We start from the raw sequence: 15452 nt of genomic DNA on the forward strand, positions 1-15452 counted from the left end.
GGAAGAGTGCACACTTCCATACGCTGGTGTGCATGACGGAGTCGGCGTACTCAATCGTGGAAGCACGCGCCAGGCTCGGGGCCATTGCGCGTGAGGTCAGCGCAACCCGGCAGCCCGTGGCCATCACCGACCATGGACAGACCGTCGCCATACTGGTCAGCCCGGCCGACGCTCTGGAGCTCGAGGAAATGAGAGCACTGGCCGCCTACCGGGAACGCCAGGCCCGCGGCGAGTCCGCCGGCGTGCCGCACGATGAAGCCCTCCGCCGGATCTTCGGCGAGGGCGGAGCATGACGTACCAGGTCATCTGGGAACCAGAGGCACTGGCGCAGGCCGAGCGTTTCGCCAAGGACGATCCGGACGGCGTCCGTCAGGTCTTTGCCGGAGTGGACCAACTCGCCAGGGACCCCCGCTGAACAGACCGGGGGCCGGAGTTCGAGTGAACTCCGGCCCCCGGAACGGAACTTGGCGACGTACCCTCAGCCCACGCGCACGTCCTGCACCAGCACCTGCACCTGCCCCTGCACCTGGGACGCCGAGATCCCGTCGTACGGATAGGGATCGTCGGACGAGTCGTTCGCCGCCGCGACGATCACCACGACCAGGAACACCACGCCGAGCACCACGCCGACGATGCCGCAGATCAGACCGGCCAGGGCCTGACCCGGGTTGGTGGCCTCACCGCGGGCCGCCTTCCCGCGGCCGATCGCGCCGAAGATGATCGCGAGGATGCCGAGGATGATCGCCAGCGGCCAGAAGCAGAAGATCGCCGCGGCGATGATGCCGAGGACGAGGGACGTCACGCCCATGCCGTTGCTCGGCTGCACCGGCATCTGCGACCAGCCGTACCCGGCGGAGCCGGAGTACCCCGGATAGCCCGGGTAACCGGGCTGACCCGCGCCGGGCGCCGCGTACGGCAACGCGGCCTGGGCGGCCGGTCCGTCGGGCGAGACCGGCGGCGGAGGCACCGCGTCACCGCCCGCCGGGTAGCCGTACCCGGGCGCGGTCGGCTGAGCCGCGGGGCTCTGCCACGGGTCGGCCGGTGCGGTCGGGGGCACCGGGGTGCCGTCCTGACCCGCACCCGGCATCGACGCCACCGTGTTCTGGTCGTGCACCGAGCCCCCGCGCCCGGCGCCGTCCGCGGGCGGCGCCCACGGGTCCCGAGCCTCTGCTTCGGGCGCGGGTTCCTTCTTGCCGAGCGACACTTCCGGCTTGCCGAGCGAGACTTCCGGCGCGGCATCCGCAGGCTGGGCGGGTTGCGCGGGCTGCGTGGCGTCCGCAGGCTGCGCCCCCTCGGCCGCAGGCTGCGCCCCCTCGGCCGTCGGCGGCGCCCACGGGTCGCGCGACACGGGCTCGCCCGGGGTCTGCCGTGCTTCGTCGGACATGGGCGATCCCCTCATTCGTACGTTCGGTCATGCTAAGGCCCAGGACCCGCCGAGCGGGCGGCCTCTTACGATGATCCCCGATCCACCGATCAGCCGATCATCCGCGCCCCCTGAGAGGGCGCCGCTCCGGGGAGGAAACCCGATGTCCGATCTGCCCGCCTTCATCGCCGGTCTGCCCAAGGCCGAACTGCACGTCCACCACGTCGGCTCCGCCTCCCCGCGCATCGTCGCCGAACTCGCCGCCCGGCACCCCGACTCCAAGGTCCCCACCGACCCGGAGGCGCTCGCCGACTACTTCACGTTCACGGACTTCGCGCACTTCATCACCGTGTACCTGTCGGTGGTCGACCTGATCCGCACCCCCGAGGACGTCCGGCTGCTCACGTACGAGGTGGCCCGTGACATGGCGCGCCAGCAGATCCGGTACGCCGAGCTGACCATCACGCCGTTCAGCTCCACCCGGCGCGGCATCGACGAGCGGGCGTTCATGGAGGCGATCGAGGACGCCCGCAAGGCCGCCGAGACCGAGTTCGGGACCGTCCTGCGCTGGTGCTTCGACATCCCCGGCGAGGCCGGACTCGAAGCCGCCGAGGAGACCACCCGGCTCGCCACCGACGACCGGCTGCGGCCCGAGGGCCTGGTGTCGTTCGGCCTCGGCGGCCCCGAGATCGGCGTACCGCGCCCGCAGTTCAAGCCGTACTTCGACCGTGCGATCGCCGCGGGCCTGCGCAGCGTGCCGCACGCGGGCGAGACCACCGGGCCGCAGACCGTCTGGGACGCGCTGGTCGAGCTGCGCGCCGAGCGCATCGGGCACGGTACGACCTCCGCCCAGGACCCGGCACTGCTCCGCCACCTCGCCGAGCACCGCATCCCGCTTGAGGTCTGCCCCACGTCGAACATCGCGACCCGCGCGGTACTCGACCTGGACGAGCACCCGGTGAAGCAGATGGTCGCGGCCGGGGTGCCCGTCACCATCAACTCCGACGACCCGCCGATGTTCGGCACGGACCTGAACAACGAGTACGGGGTCGCCGCCCGCCTCCTCGACCTGGACGAGCGGGGCCTCGCGGAGCTCGCCAAGAACGCCGTCACCGCGTCCTTCCTGGACGAGAGCGGCAAGGCGAAGCTCGCCGCGGAGATCGACACGTACACCGCGAACTGGCTGGCGCCGTAAGGCCCGCGGGTTCCTGGGCCGTCTCCCGGCTGGCCCCGGTGATCACGGTTGGTGACAATGGGCGCATGCAGACCCTCACCGTCGTGGCCCACCGGGGCGACCCGTACCGGGCCCGGGAGAACACCCTGCCCTCACTGCGCTGCGCGTTCGCCGCGGGCGCGGACGCCGTGGAGATCGACGTACGGCTGACACGCGACGGCGTGCCCGTGCTGCTGCACGACGAGACGCTGAACCGCCTCTGGGGCCACGACCGGCCGCTCGCGCAGCTCTCCGCGGCGGAGCTGCGCGGACTCACCGGCGGCGGGGTGCCCACGCTCGCCGAGGCCCTCGCCGCCACGCCCGACCGGCGCCTGATGCTCGACCTGCCGGGCGCCTCGGCGCAGGCGGTCCGCACGGTCGTCGGCACCGTCCACGACTGCGGCGCGGCCGAGCGCGTCGCCTACTGCGCGGGCGCGTGGACGATGGCGCGGGTGCGCGAGACCGACGCGGAGGCGGAGATCGCGCTGACCTGGACCACGCTCGCCCCGGTCCGCCCGGCGGTCATCTACGAGTTGCGGCCGCGCTGGCTCAACTACCGCTTCGGGCTGCTGAGTCGGGACCTGGTCGCCCGCATCCACATGGACGGCCTGCTCGTCTCCGCCTGGACCCCGGACACCCGCCGCTCGATGCGCCGGCTGCTCGACCTCGGCGTGGACGCGATCACCACGAACCGGGTGGACGTCCTGAACGCCCTGCGCGCCCCGGCTGCCCGCGCCTGATCCCGCCGGAGGCCTTCCCGCCTTGGCCCTCTCGGCGTACGGCAGTTGGTCACCACCCCTCGCTAAGGCGAGGGGCTTGCACAGCGGGCGCCACTGGCTGTGGCGGTGCGCTTGCGTCCAGTCCCGCGACCGGTTCTCGGTTGCGGGACAGGGGCCGTTGACGTCGCCCCGCGTCGCCGCCACATCGCGCACGCTCTGGCACGGATGTTGCGGGAGCCTCCCCCACTCTCGGCTTCGCTCGAGCGGGAGGTGCCCCCATCGGTCTGCGTGATCAACGAATCCGCAGGACCGACATACAAAGCGGGCCTGGGAGACCCGGTTTGCTCTGTCCATGTGCCCGCATTCGGCGCAGGTGCGGGGGGTGTACGCCGGATCGACGTGCACCACCGGTACGCCTGCACGGCGGGCCTTGTATGCGATGAAGTTGTCCAGTTGGGCGAACGCCCAGGAGTGCAGGGTGGCCCGTTGGGGCTTTTTCAGCCGTACCCGTTCGCGGATGCCCGTGAGGTCCTCAAGGGTGATGCCGCGTCCGGTGCGTTCTGCCTCGGCCACCACATGCTTCGCGATCTTGTGGTTGATGTCCCGTGCCCGCCGTTGCTCCTTGCGGCGGCGCTTCTTCAACCGGCGCTTGGCCGACGGAGTGTTCTTCCTCTGCAGCTTGGTCCGCAGTGCACGTTCACGCTCGCGGGCCCTATTGAGCTGCCGCCCAGCCATGATCTCGCCGTCAGAGGTGGTGGCGATGTTGACGATGCCCAGGTCCAGGGCGAGGAAGTCGTCCACCTCGGCGTTGAGGGCCTGTTCGGGGATTTCGCAGGTGGCCTGCAGGAACCACATGCCGTCCCGGTGCAGCAGGTCGGATTCGCCCTTGCGGTACTTCGCGAGGGTGGCCAGCTGCTCCGCCCCGCTGGTGAACGCCACATCCTTGATCCGCCCGTGGACGGTCCAGATCGAGACACGCTGCTGGTCTGTCTGCCAGGACAGCATCCGGTCGTCATAGGGCTGCGCGCTCTCAGGGCGGAAGGCGATCGGCTTACCGACCGCCTTCAAGTAGCGCCTCGAACCCGACTTGCCAAGATTGCCGGCCTTCAGGTTGGCCTTGAGCACCGCGTACGCATCGCAGGTCTTCTTGATGACATGCTGGGCCGCCTGCGCACCCAAGCCCCACCGCGAGCGGATTTCGGCGTAGGTGAACTTTCGCAGGTCGTACGGACGTCTGGTGTCCTCCTCGAAGGCGACCGCGCTCACCCAGTTCGCGGCCCCATTGCAGGAACGCAAGGTCGCCTCAAGTGCCGCCGCCTGCATGGGCGTTGGCTTCAGCTTGACCTGTGCTACCAGTTTCACGATACGCACGATAACCGGTACTTCTGATACCGGCTGCCGAACGCCGAGACCCACCTCCTTCCCCGAGGGCCCGGCCCCGTACGCGAAGGGCAGCGGCCTGAGCCTCGGCCAACGGTTCGCGTTTCCGGCGTTCAACCGCTGATCCACGCGGCACGGGGGCCGGTGGGCCGAAATCTCCGTGCCGGGTCCGCCACCGCCCGGTGATACTGCTCCGATGGTCGACTCGCCCGCCCCCGCCCCCGCACTCGATTCGCTCGCCGGTCTCGCCCACGGCGACGCCTTCGGCGACCGCTGGTTCGGCATCCTGCGCCGCGAGGGCCCGGCGGCTCTGGAGGCGCGGATCCCGCCCCCGGAGCCGCTGTGGCGGTGGAGCGACGACACGGCCCAGGCGCTCGTGCTCATCCGGGAACTCGCCGAGAGCGGCGGCACCATCGACCAGGACCGCTTCGCCCGGCACCTCGCCGAGTCCTACGCCGACGACCCGCACCGGGGCTATGGTGCCTCGATGCACGACGTGCTCCGCCGGATCGGTGCGGGCGAGTCATGGCGCGAGGTGGTGGCGGAGCAGTTCGGCGGCCAGGGTTCCTGGGGCAACGGCGCGGCCATGCGGGTGGCCCCGCTCGGTGCCTGGCTCGCCGGTGACCTCGACGCCGTCGCCGAGCAGGCCGCCCGGCAGAGCGCGGTCTCGCACCGTCACCCGGAAGCGGTCGCCGGGGCGGTGGCGGTCGCCGTGGCCGCGGCGCTCGCCGCCCGCAGCCGGGGCGGTACGGCCCCGGCGCGCCCCGACTTCCTGCGGGCCGTCGCCGAACGGCTCCCCGTCGGAGACGTCAGGTCGGGGCTGCGGATCGCGGCCCGGATGCCGGAGCACACCTCGGTCCGCCACGCGGCGGAGGTGCTGGGCTCCGGCTACCGGATGTCGGGGCCCGACACCGTCCCGTACGCCCTGTGGTGTGCGGCCACGCACCTCGACGATCTGCACGAGGGCCTGTGGTGCACCGTGGCCGGGCGCGGCGACATCGACACCACCTGCGCCATCGCGGGTGGGGTCATCGCGGCCCGCACGGGCGTCACCGCCCTCCCGCCCACCTGGCACGCGGCCCGCGAACCGCTGCCCCCGGTGAGACGGTGACACGGGCTCACAACCCCGCCACCCCGTTCCACCGCTTCGCCAGCTCCGGGCGTTCCCTGGACGTGATGTCGCGGGCGATCGCGAGGCGGGCGCGCATCGCGTCGTCCGGGAAGATCAGCGGGTCCTCGGCGAGTGCGGCGGTCTCCTCGTCCTTGGCGGAGGCGAGGACGTCGCGGGCGGCGGGGACGGGGCAGACGTAGTTGACCCAGGCGGCGAGTTCGGCGGCGACCTCGGGCTCGTAGTAGTAGTCGACCAGCTTCTCGGCGTTGGCCTTGTGCCGGGCGAGGTTGGGGATCATCAGGGACTCGGACCAGAGCTCGGCGCCCTCCTCGGGTACGACGAACTCGATCTCCGGCTTGTCGGCCTGGAGCTGGATGACGTCCCCGGAGTAGGCCTGGCAGGCGAGGACGTCGCCGCTCGCCAGGTCCTTGATGTAGTCGTTGCCGGTGAAGCGGCGGATGTGCCGGCTGTTCACGAGCTTCTCCACGCGGTCGCAGACCCGGTGGAAGTCGTCGTTCGTCCAGCGTGTGATGTCGACGCCGTCGCCCTGCATCAGCAGCGCGAACGCCTCGTCGAGCCCGGAGAGCAGGGTGACCCGCCCCTTCAGGTCGTCCGCCCACAGATCGCTCACCCGCCGTATCTCACGGCCGAGTTGCTCGCGGTTGTACGCGATGCCGGTGATCCCGGACTGCCAGGGCACGGTGGAACGGCGGCCCTTGTCGAAGTGCGGGTTGCGCAGGAGCGGGTCCAGGTGCCGGTCGACGTTCGGCTGGCGCGAGCGGTCCATCTCCTGCACCCAGCCGAGCCGTACGAAGCGGGCGCACATCCAGTCGCTGATGACGATGAGGTCGCGGCCGGTGTCCTGGTGGTTCATCAGGGAGGGGCTGATCTTCCCGAAGAACTCGTCGTTGTCGTTGATCTCCTCGGTGTACGTGACGGAGATCCCGGTGCGTTCCCGGAACGCGTCCAGGGTGGGCCGGCGCGAAGCGTTGTCGTCGTCGGTGTCGATGTAGAGGGGCCAGTTGGCGAAGGTCAGCGCCTTGTCGCGGGCGGAGCGGTCGGGCGCGGCCCGCCGGTCGGCGGAGATCCGGGCGGACGGCACCCCGCATCCGCTGAGCGCGGCGAGAGCTGCGGTGCCGCCGAGTCCCTTGAGCAACGTACGACGCGAGTGAACAGCCATGCGGACAGCTTCACTTGACGCGGACGCGGCGGGCAATGGACACCTTGTCCACTGCCCGCCGCATCCATGGTTCACATCGTCGGCGGTGCTCAGCCCAGAGACGTCATCACGTGCTTGACGCGCGTGTAGTCGTCGAAGCCGTACGCCGAGAGGTCCTTGCCGTAGCCGGACTTCTTGAAGCCGCCGTGCGGCATCTCCGCGACCAGCGGGATGTGGGTGTTGATCCAGACGCAGCCGAAGTCGAGGACCTTGGACATGCGCATGGCGCGCCCGTGGTCCTTGGTCCACACCGAGGAGGCGAGGGCGTACTCCACGCCGTTCGCGTACTCCACGGCCTGGTCCTCGTCGCGGAACGACTGGACGGTGATGACCGGGCCGAAGACCTCGTTCTGGATGATCTCGTCGTCCTGCTTGAGGCCGGAGACCACCGTCGCGGCGTAGAAGAAGCCCTTGTCGCCGACGCGCTGGCCGCCCGCCTCGACCTTGGCGTGCGCGGGCAGCCGGTCGATGAAGCCCTCGACCTGCTTGAGCTGGTTCGGGTTGTTGAGCGGGCCGAACGCGACGTCCTCGTCGTCGGGCATGCCGGTCTTGGTGTCGGCGGCGGCCTTGGCGAGGGCGGTCACGAACTCGTCGTGGACGGACTCGTGGACGAGGACGCGGGTGGCGGCGGTGCAGTCCTGGCCGGCGTTGAAGAAGCCCGCCTCGGAGATGCCGGAGACGGCCGCGGCGATGTCGGCGTCCTCGAAGACCACGACGGGCGCCTTGCCGCCGAGCTCCAGGTGGACCCGCTTGAGGTCCTTGGACGCGGACTCGGCGACCTGCATGCCGGCCCGCACGGAGCCGGTGATGGAGGCCATCGCCGGGGTGTTGTGCTCGACCATCATGCGGCCGGTGTCACGGTCGCCGGTGACGACGTTGAAGACGCCCTTCGGCACGATCGAGCCGATGATCTCGGCCATCAGGGCCGTGGACGCGGGCGTCGTGTCGGAGGGCTTGAGGACCACGGTGTTGCCCGCGGCGAGCGCCGGGGCGAACTTCCAGACGGCCATCATCATCGGGTAGTTCCACGGCGCGACCTGCGCGCAGACGCCGATCGGCTCGCGGCGGATGATGGAGGTCAGGCCCTCCATGTACTCACCGGCGGAGCGGCCCTCCAGCATCCGGGCGGCGCCCGCGAAGAACCGGATCTGGTCGATCATCGCCGGGATCTCCTCGGTGCGGGTCAGCCCGAGGGGCTTGCCGCAGTTCTCCGACTCGGCCGCGATCAGGTCCTCGGCGCGCTCCTCGAACGCGTCGGCGATCTTCAGCAGCGCCTTCTGGCGCTCGGCGGGTACGAGGTCGCGCCAGGCCGGGAAGGCCTTCTCGGCGGCGGCCATGGCGGCATCGACGTCGGCCTGGCCGGACAGCGGAGCGGTGGCGTACGGCTCGCCGGTAGCCGGGTTGACCACCTCGGTGGTCCGCCCGTCCGCGGCGTCCCGGAACTCTCCGTCGATGTAGTTGCGCAGACGACGCAGCTCGGTGGTCACTGCGGCCTCCTCAGAGGGTTGGTCTTGAGCGGATCTTTCGGACTTGAGCGGCCCCAGCGGATCCTATGTCCGGTGGGTGAGACACCCAGGCCTACCCTAACGTCCCCACCGCCGCTTTCGACATACCCAACGCCCCACAACTACGAAATCAGTGGGCTGAGAGTCCAAGGACAACGAATTTCATCGGTTTGGACTTGCGGGACAGACGACCCGTCGTGCACAGTGAGGGCGTGGCCAGTCGAAGCGCAGACTCCCCCAGGACCGGAAACGGCTCTCCCTCCGTGGACGCCGTCTCCCTCGCCATCATCGAGCAGTTGCAGGAGGACGGGCGCCGCCCGTACGCCGCGATCGGCAAGGCCGTGGGCCTGTCCGAAGCGGCCGTACGCCAGCGCGTCCAGAAGCTGCTCGACCAGGGCGTGATGCAGATCGTCGCCGTCACGGACCCGCTCACCGTGGGCTTCCGGCGGCAGGCGATGGTCGGCATCAACGTCGAGGGCGATACGGACCCGGTGGCGGAAGCGCTGTCGGCGATGCCCGAAGTCGAGTACATCGTGATCACCGCCGGCTCCTTCGACCTGATGGTCGAGGTCGTCTGCGAGGACGACGACCAGCTGCTCGACGTGATCCAGAAACGCATCCGGACCCTCCCCGGCGTGCGCTCCACCGAGAGCTTCGTCTACCTCAAGCTCAAGAAGCAGACCTATATGTGGGGAACCCGATAGCCGTGAGCCAGGACCTCAGCCGAACCGCGTACGACCACCTGTGGATGCACTTCACCCGCATGTCCTCGTACGAGAACGCGCCCGTGCCGACCATCGTCCGCGGTGAGGGCACGAACATCTACGACGACAAGGGCAAGCGCTACATCGACGGCCTCGCCGGCCTCTTCGTGGTCAACGCAGGCCACGGCCGCGTCGAGCTCGCCGAGACCGCGTACAAGCAGGCGCAGGAGCTCGCCTTCTTCCCGGTCTGGTCGTACGCCCACCCCAAGGCCGTGGAGCTGGCCGAGCGCCTCGCGGACTACGCGCCGGGCGACCTCAACAAGGTCTTCTTCACCACCGGTGGCGGCGAGGCCGTCGAGACCGCCTGGAAGCTCGCCAAGCAGTACTTCAAGCTGCAGGGCAAGCACACCAAGTACAAGGTGATCTCCCGCGCGGTGGCCTACCACGGCACCCCGCAGGGCGCCCTGTCCATCACCGGCCTGCCCGGCCTGAAGGCCCCCTTCGAGCCGCTCGTCCCGGGCGCGCACAAGGTGCCGAACACCAACATCTACCGCGCCCCGATTCACGGCGACGACCCCGAGGCCTTCGGCCGCTGGGCCGCCGACCAGATCGAGCAGCAGATCCTCTTCGAGGGCCCCGAGACCGTCGCGGCCGTCTTCCTCGAGCCCGTGCAGAACGCCGGTGGCTGCTTCCCGCCGCCGCCCGGCTACTTCCAGCGCGTGCGCGAGATCTGCGACCAGTACGACGTGCTGCTCGTCTCGGACGAGACGATCTGCGCCTTCGGCCGCCTGGGCACGATGTTCGCCTGTGACAAGTTCGGCTACGTCCCGGACATGATCACCTGCGCCAAGGGCATGACCTCGGGCTACTCCCCGATCGGCGCCTGCATCATCTCGGACCGCCTCGCGGAGCCGTTCTACAAGGGCGACAACACCTTCCTGCACGGCTACACCTTCGGCGGCCACCCGGTCTCCTCGGCCGTGGCGCTCTCCAACTTCGACATCTTCGAGCGCGAGGGCCTGAACAAGCACGTCCTCGACAACGAGGCGAACTTCTTCAACACCCTCGGCAAGCTGCACGACCTGCCGATCGTCGGCGACGTCCGCGGCAACGGCTTCTTCTACGGCATCGAGCTCGTGAAGGACAAGGCCACCAAGGAGTCCTTCAACGACGAGGAGACCGAGCGCGTCCTGTACGGCTTCCTCTCCAAGGCGCTGTACGACGCCGGCCTCTACTGCCGTGCCGACGACCGCGGCGACCCGGTCATCCAGCTGGCGCCGCCGCTGATCGCCGACCAGTCGACGTTCGACGAGATCGAGCAGATCCTGCGGAACGTCCTCACGGAGGCGTGGACCAAGCTGTAAGAGAGGCGCGGACCAAGCTGTAAGCAGCCAGAAGTCCTACGTATCACCACGGCCCGGGTGCCCCGTTCGAGTGAGAACGCGTGCCCCCGGGCCGTGTGCTGTCCTTATTGTCACCATTTGCCCGGGGTAATTTCCTACGGTTCCTGTGACCGATCGGCCCAGTGACTCGTTCCCCCGTACGGGGGACGGCACCGCACTGATCAAACGTGCGCCTTCCACGCCCTTCGTAACCGAACCGAGGTGTATCGCCATGGTGGCCCCACCGGACAACGACGTGCTGTGGGCACGCACCCTGCACTTCTCGCGCGGCGGCACCCCCGCCCTCACCGGCATCTCCGTCGGCGTGCGCGAGCAGGAGATCCTCGCCGTGGTCGGCCCGCGCGGCAGCGGCAAGACGACCCTCCTGCAGTGCCTCTCCGGTCAGCTCGTCGCACAGCGGGGCGAGGTCTGGTTCAACTCCACGCCCGTGCACACCATGGGCCGAGCCCTCCGCGAACGGCTGCGCCGCGACAAGTTCGGCTGGATCGACCCGCGGCCCCGCCTCGTCGCCGAACTCACCGCGTGGGAGAACGCCGCCCTGCCGCTGCTGCTGCACGGCACCGGCAACCGCGCCGCCCGCAAGGCCGCCCTGGAGTGGCTGGACCGCCTCGACATCGGCAACCTCGCCCGCAAGCGACCGCACGCCCTCAGTCAGGCCGAACGTCAACGTGTCGCCGTGGCGCGGGCGTTGGTCAACCAGCCGACGGTCCTCTTCGCCGACGAGCCCACCGCGCCGCTGCACCGCGCCGACCGCGCGCACATCCTGCGCACCCTCACCACGGCGGCCCGCTCGCACGGCATCACCGTCGTCCTCGCCACCCATGACGCCGACGTCGCGGCCTTCGCCGACCGCGGGGTCGGCCTCCTGGACGGCCGCCTCGTCAACACCGTCCCGCTGCCCGCGGACGCGCAGTCGGAAGGCGCGGCGTGCTCGCTCTCCGTCTAGCCCGCGGCGCCCACCCCCTCGTCCTGCTCCGCCGGCTCGCGGTCGCCGCCGCCTCCGCCGGCACCGGCTTCCTGCTGCTGTGCGCCCTGGGGTACGCGCTCGGCCACCCGCAGGCCGCCGGCTCGTCCGCGCTACGGCTCGTCTGGTGCCTCGTACCGCTCGCCGCCACCGTCCAGTTCGCGGTGGCCGTCGCCCGTACCGACCCGGCGACCCGGCCGCGCGCCGCGCTGTTCACCGCCGGCCTCGGACCGGCCCGCCTGATGCTGCTCTCCGCGATCTCCACGGCGATCGCCTGCACGCTCGGCTCGATGGTGGCCCTGCTGTTCTTCCTGCATCTGCGCGGCGACATCAGCGGCCTCCCGCTGGACGGCGCCGCCGCCGAACTCCTCGGCGCGGGGCAGCCGTTGCCGGTCGCCGCGGTCTGCACGCTGCTGCTGATCGTCCCGGTCGCCGGAACCGTCGCGGGCGCCCTCGCCCTGCGGCCCCGTACCGCCAAGTCCGGTACGCGCAAGGGCAGTTCGGGCGAGGAGAGCGCGGAGAACACCGAAGCGGCCGTCGGCCCCGGGGTCGCGGACGGCGAGCCCGCGCCGCCCCTGCCCCAGCCCGCCGGGCTCCCCTGGGGTGTGGCCCTGATGGCGATCGGCCTCGCGGTGGAGACGTACGCGGCACGTGACGCGTCCGGCGCCTCCGGCTTCCCGCTGCCCGGCCGGCTCGCCTCGTCCTCGGCGGCGGTGCTCGGCGGCTGGGCGATCACCGCGTTCGGCCTCGCCCTCGCCGGTCCCGCGCTCACGTACCTGTGCGGGCAGCTGCTTCAGTCGGCCAGGCCCGGCGCCGCCCGGCTGCTCGCGGGCCGCGCCCTGCAGGAGGAGGCCCGCCGCATCGGCCGCCCGCTCGGCGTCCTGTGCGCGGTCGCGTCCGCCGGGCTCGCCGGGCTGCACCTGTACAGCGGCGCCGCGCCGCGCGTCGGCCCGCTGACGGTGCTCGGCGGCACTCTGGTCGCCGGGTGCGCGGTCCTCACCCTCGCCACCGCCGCGATCGAGGCCCGCCAGTCCCGCTCCGACACCACCGCCGCCCTGCTGAAGCTCGGCGCTCCCGCGTCGATGCTGCGCGGCGCCGCGGGACTGCGGGCCCTCGCCCTGCTCGCCGTGTTCGGCCCGCTCACCTGGCTGGTCGGCACGCTCGCGGCGGCCCCGCTGACGGGCTGAACCACCCTGCGCGGCGGGCCGGCCACCCCGGCAGTCGGCCGCCGCGCACCTCGGAAAAAAACTTCGCCAATTCCCGGCGCCCACCGATGAGTTCCGCGCGTCCCCCCGGTCTACCCCCATAACGGCACGTCAAGTACGGCAGGCCGGACCGGAGATGGACCCCTCACGACTCCACGGAGCCCCACATGGCCGCGCGCCCGCACCAGCAGATGGTCTTCATCAACCTCGCCGTCCAGGACGTCGAGCTGTCGAAGAAGTTCTTCACCGAGATCGGCTACGACCTCAACCCGCTGTTCTGCGACGACGAGACCGCCTGCGTGACCATCAGCGACACCATCGTCCTGATGCTCCTCCAGGAGAAGAAGTTCGCCCGCTTCACCGTGAAGCCGGTCGCGGACGCCACCCGTTCCACGGAGGCCCTGATCTGCCTGAGCGCCGAGAGCCGCCGCCAGGTCGACGAGCTCGTCGACCGCGCCCTCGCCGCGGGCGGCTCCCCCGCCGCCGAGCCCAGCGAGATGGGCTTCATGTACGGCCGCTCCTTCCTGGACCCCGACGGCCACCACTTCGAGGTCCTCTGGATGGACCAGAGCGCGGTGCAGGGCTGACCGACCGAGGCCCCGACCGGGGCCCGACCCCGGTGACCGACCGTGGCCCGACCCCGGTGACCGACCGTGGCCCGACCCCGGTGACCGACCGTGGCCCGGACAGAGGCGGTACGGCAGGCCCGCCGGCCGCACCGCCTCTACGATGACCGCGTGTCCGACCATCCCGACCTCGAGATCGCCTCCCTCGCCGAGTTCGACACCGCCGTCGCCGCGCACGGCACCCTCGCCGACCACCGCGTCCAGGCCGTCGACCTGACCGAGCGGAGCCACGCGCTGCTCTCCGTCGACACCGAAGGCGCCGTCTTCCTCGGCTGCCCGATGCACCCCGACGCGGCCGCGAAGGTACGCGCGGCGGGCGCCCTCGTCTTCCCGCCGGTGCCCGGCCTGCCCTTCGACCCGTACCGCGGCTCCCTGTACTCCCCCGACGAGCTCTTCGCGGGCCTCGCGCACGGCTACGAGGCGACGCCGGACGCCCGCGCGTACACCTGGTTCCAGGAGACGAAGGCGGGCGGCGACGTGTTCGCGTCGATGCTGCGCGCCGTGCACGACGACTCCATCTCGGACGCCCTGGACGAACTCCTCGCCGGGCAGCGGGTCGTGGGCGTGATGGGCGGGCACGCGATGGGCCGCGGCACGGACGCGTACGCGGGCGCCGCGCGCCTGGGCCGCACCCTGGCCCGCGCGGGCCTGACCGTCGCGACCGGCGGCGGCCCCGGCGCGATGGAGGCCGCGAACCTCGGCGCGTACGCGGCGCCGTACGAGGACGCGATGCTCGACGAGTCCCTCGAACTCCTCGCGAAGGCACCGTCGTTCACGCCGTCCGTCACCGACTGGGCGCGGGCCGCGTTCACGGTCCGCGAGCACTGGCCCGCGGGCGGCGACTCGGTGGGCATCCCCACCTGGTTCTACGGGCACGAGCCGCCGAACGCGTTCGCCGGGCACATCGGCAAGTACTTCGCCAATGCCACCCGCGAGGACGGCCTGCTCGCCCGCTCCACCGCCGGCGTGATCTTCCTGCCGGGCGCCGCGGGCACGGTCCAGGAGGTCTTCGACAACGCGACGCCCAACTACTACGAGTCGCGCGGCGCGCCCACCCCGATGGTCCTGGTCGGCCGCGCGCACTGGACCGAGCACCTCCCCGTCTGGCCGCTGCTGCGCTCGCTCGCCCGCGACCGCGCGATGGACACGCGGATCGCGCTGGTGGAGACCGTCGAGGAGGCCGCGGAGACGCTGAGCCGACCGGCCTCGGCACGCTGAAGGGCCCGCACCGTCGAGGCGGCGCGGGCCCTTCGTACGTACGGCTACGGCGGTACGGCTACGGCGTCAGCGGCGCGAACCGGCGAGCCGGGCGATGCCCCAGCCCGCGGCGGCGGCGAGGACGAGGCCGAGGAGGGAGAGCATCCCGGAGCCGGCGTCCGGGCCCCACCAGGCCTCGGCGGGGAAGAACGGCGCCTCCTTCAGGATGTAGAGGAAGTCGCCGTTCGAGACGTCCAGTTGTACGAACACGATGGCGTTGGTCTGGGCGAAGAACGCGCCGAGCATCGCGATGATCCCCGCCGAGATATGCGCACCGCTGCTGCGCCTCCCGACGAGTCCGGCGACGGCGCCGACAGCGGCGCCGTTGAGCACCGCGTGTCCGAAGTACAGGGCCCGGCCGGTGGCTTCGTCGGTCAGGTTCTCGTACGAGGCGAAGATGATGCCCACGTAGATCAGCGACACCACGATCGAGACGAGCAGCCCGAGGAAGAACGCGCCGACCGGGCTGCCGCCACCGCGCTGCGGCGGGTAGTGCTGCGGCATGCCGCCCTGCATCGGTCCCGGCTGGCCCGCGAACTGCGGCGGGACGGGCGGCTGCCCGGGAAAGCCCTGCTGCGGCACACCCTGCGGCGGGCCGGGCGGCGGACCGGCGGGGCCACCGGGCGGCGGGCCCACGGGCGGCTGCGGGGGCATCGGCGGGGGCGCGCCGGGCCCGGACGGCTGCGCGTACGGGTTGCCGCTGTCCGGCTGGGGCGGCTGCGGCTGAGAGGCGGGTTGCCAGGGCTGGCTCATTGGTCCCCCGGGAAGCGGAGCGAAGACTGA

At 71.3% G+C, this 15452-nt stretch carries 14 protein-coding genes and 2 pseudogenes; 11 read left to right on the top strand and 5 right to left on the bottom strand.

What is annotated here, in order from left to right:
- The first annotated feature begins 32 nt into the window (after positions 1 to 32).
- Positions 33 to 293 (top strand): type II toxin-antitoxin system Phd/YefM family antitoxin, encoded by a 261-nt coding sequence (locus QIT00_RS20010; protein ID WP_282536686.1) that lies wholly within the window; start codon positions 33 to 35, stop codon positions 291 to 293.
- Entirely contained in the window at positions 290 to 415 is a 126-nt protein-coding gene (locus QIT00_RS20015) for a hypothetical protein (RefSeq protein ID WP_282536687.1), read from the top strand. The genes QIT00_RS20010 and QIT00_RS20015 overlap by 4 nt, the downstream gene beginning before the upstream one ends.
- Positions 416 to 478: 63 nt before the next feature.
- Here the strand turns inward: QIT00_RS20015 and QIT00_RS20020 are convergent, their stop codons facing one another.
- Positions 479 to 1384, bottom strand: a complete 906-nt coding sequence (locus QIT00_RS20020) for a DUF4190 domain-containing protein (RefSeq protein ID WP_282536688.1) — start codon at positions 1382 to 1384, stop codon at positions 479 to 481.
- A gap of 96 nt (positions 1385 to 1480) precedes the next feature.
- Here QIT00_RS20020 and QIT00_RS20025 point away from each other — a divergent pair.
- Both QIT00_RS20025 and QIT00_RS20030 read left to right on the top strand, forming a co-directional pair.
- Positions 1481 to 2558: pseudogene (locus QIT00_RS20025) on the top strand (adenosine deaminase).
- Positions 2559 to 2623: 65 nt separating this feature from the next.
- Positions 2624 to 3316 (top strand): glycerophosphodiester phosphodiesterase, encoded by a 693-nt coding sequence (locus tag QIT00_RS20030; protein WP_282536690.1) that lies wholly within the window; start codon positions 2624 to 2626, stop codon positions 3314 to 3316.
- Between the two features lie 318 nt (positions 3317 to 3634).
- Here the strand turns inward: QIT00_RS20030 and QIT00_RS20035 are convergent.
- Positions 3635 to 4960 (bottom strand): annotated as a pseudogene (locus QIT00_RS20035) (RNA-guided endonuclease InsQ/TnpB family protein); the annotation flags it as partial.
- Here QIT00_RS20035 and QIT00_RS20040 point away from each other — a divergent pair.
- Positions 4872 to 5786: an ADP-ribosylglycohydrolase family protein gene (locus QIT00_RS20040; protein ID WP_282536691.1), complete on the top strand. Its 915-nt coding sequence runs from the start codon at positions 4872 to 4874 to the stop codon at positions 5784 to 5786. The pseudogene QIT00_RS20035 and the gene QIT00_RS20040 overlap by 89 nt on opposite strands.
- A gap of 7 nt (positions 5787 to 5793) precedes the next feature.
- On the opposite strand, the gene QIT00_RS20045 is transcribed toward QIT00_RS20040, so the two are convergent.
- Together QIT00_RS20045 and QIT00_RS20050 are read right to left on the bottom strand one after the other, a co-directional pair.
- Complete coding sequence (locus QIT00_RS20045; protein ID WP_282536692.1) at positions 5794 to 6966, bottom strand: ABC transporter substrate-binding protein; 1173 nt, start codon at positions 6964 to 6966, stop codon at positions 5794 to 5796.
- Between the two features lie 89 nt (positions 6967 to 7055).
- Positions 7056 to 8492 carry a gamma-aminobutyraldehyde dehydrogenase gene (locus QIT00_RS20050; protein WP_282536693.1) on the bottom strand — a complete coding sequence of 479 codons (1437 nt, stop codon included), beginning with the start codon at positions 8490 to 8492 and terminating at the stop codon, positions 7056 to 7058.
- A 230-nt stretch (positions 8493 to 8722) separates the two neighbouring features.
- Between QIT00_RS20050 and QIT00_RS20055 the strand changes: the two genes are divergently transcribed.
- The 6 genes from QIT00_RS20055 (at position 8723) to QIT00_RS20080 (ending at position 14630) form a co-directional block, all read left to right on the top strand.
- On the top strand, positions 8723 to 9214 hold the full coding sequence (locus QIT00_RS20055; protein WP_282536694.1) for an Lrp/AsnC family transcriptional regulator: 492 nt from the start codon (positions 8723 to 8725) through the stop codon (positions 9212 to 9214).
- A complete protein-coding gene (locus QIT00_RS20060) occupies positions 9199 to 10578 on the top strand; it encodes an aspartate aminotransferase family protein (RefSeq protein WP_282536695.1) in 1380 nt (459 codons plus the stop codon). The genes QIT00_RS20055 and QIT00_RS20060 overlap by 16 nt, the downstream gene beginning before the upstream one ends.
- A gap of 250 nt (positions 10579 to 10828) precedes the next feature.
- Entirely contained in the window at positions 10829 to 11563 is a 735-nt protein-coding gene (locus QIT00_RS20065; RefSeq protein ID WP_282536696.1) for an ABC transporter ATP-binding protein, read from the top strand.
- Complete coding sequence (locus tag QIT00_RS20070; RefSeq protein ID WP_282536697.1) at positions 11545 to 12768, top strand: hypothetical protein; 1224 nt, start codon at positions 11545 to 11547, stop codon at positions 12766 to 12768. Before QIT00_RS20065 ends, QIT00_RS20070 begins: the two co-directional genes overlap by 19 nt.
- Positions 12769 to 12953: 185 nt before the next feature.
- On the top strand, positions 12954 to 13373 hold the full coding sequence (locus tag QIT00_RS20075) for a VOC family protein (RefSeq protein ID WP_282536698.1): 420 nt from the start codon (positions 12954 to 12956) through the stop codon (positions 13371 to 13373).
- 150 nt (positions 13374 to 13523) lie between these two features.
- Positions 13524 to 14630: an LOG family protein gene (locus QIT00_RS20080; RefSeq protein WP_282536699.1), complete on the top strand. Its 1107-nt coding sequence runs from the start codon at positions 13524 to 13526 to the stop codon at positions 14628 to 14630.
- Positions 14631 to 14696: 66 nt separating this feature from the next.
- Here QIT00_RS20080 and QIT00_RS20085 read toward each other — a convergent pair whose 3' ends face one another.
- Positions 14697 to 15422 (bottom strand): hypothetical protein, encoded by a 726-nt coding sequence (locus QIT00_RS20085; protein WP_282536700.1) that lies wholly within the window; start codon positions 15420 to 15422, stop codon positions 14697 to 14699.
- Between the last annotated feature and the right edge of the window lie 30 nt (positions 15423 to 15452).

This window comes from Streptomyces luteolus, from assembly GCF_029968015.1.
Lineage (GTDB): Bacteria > Actinomycetota > Actinomycetes > Streptomycetales > Streptomycetaceae > Streptomyces > Streptomyces luteolus.

Excerpts from the sequence above, each read along its gene's own strand:
- QIT00_RS20010 (WP_282536686.1), top strand. The coding sequence starts at position 33 with ATGACGGAGTCGGCGTACTCAATCGTGGAAGCACGCGCCAGGCTCGGG.
- QIT00_RS20015 (WP_282536687.1), top strand. The coding sequence starts at position 290 with ATGACGTACCAGGTCATCTGGGAACCAGAGGCACTGGCGCAGGCCGAG.
- QIT00_RS20020 (WP_282536688.1), bottom strand. The coding sequence starts at position 1,384 with ATGTCCGACGAAGCACGGCAGACCCCGGGCGAGCCCGTGTCGCGCGAC.
- QIT00_RS20030 (WP_282536690.1), top strand. The coding sequence starts at position 2,624 with ATGCAGACCCTCACCGTCGTGGCCCACCGGGGCGACCCGTACCGGGCC.
- QIT00_RS20040 (WP_282536691.1), top strand. The coding sequence starts at position 4,872 with ATGGTCGACTCGCCCGCCCCCGCCCCCGCACTCGATTCGCTCGCCGGT.
- QIT00_RS20045 (WP_282536692.1), bottom strand. The coding sequence starts at position 6,966 with ATGGCTGTTCACTCGCGTCGTACGTTGCTCAAGGGACTCGGCGGCACC.
- QIT00_RS20065 (WP_282536696.1), top strand. The coding sequence starts at position 10,829 with ATGGTGGCCCCACCGGACAACGACGTGCTGTGGGCACGCACCCTGCAC.
- QIT00_RS20075 (WP_282536698.1), top strand. The coding sequence starts at position 12,954 with ATGGCCGCGCGCCCGCACCAGCAGATGGTCTTCATCAACCTCGCCGTC.
- QIT00_RS20085 (WP_282536700.1), bottom strand. The coding sequence starts at position 15,422 with ATGAGCCAGCCCTGGCAACCCGCCTCTCAGCCGCAGCCGCCCCAGCCG.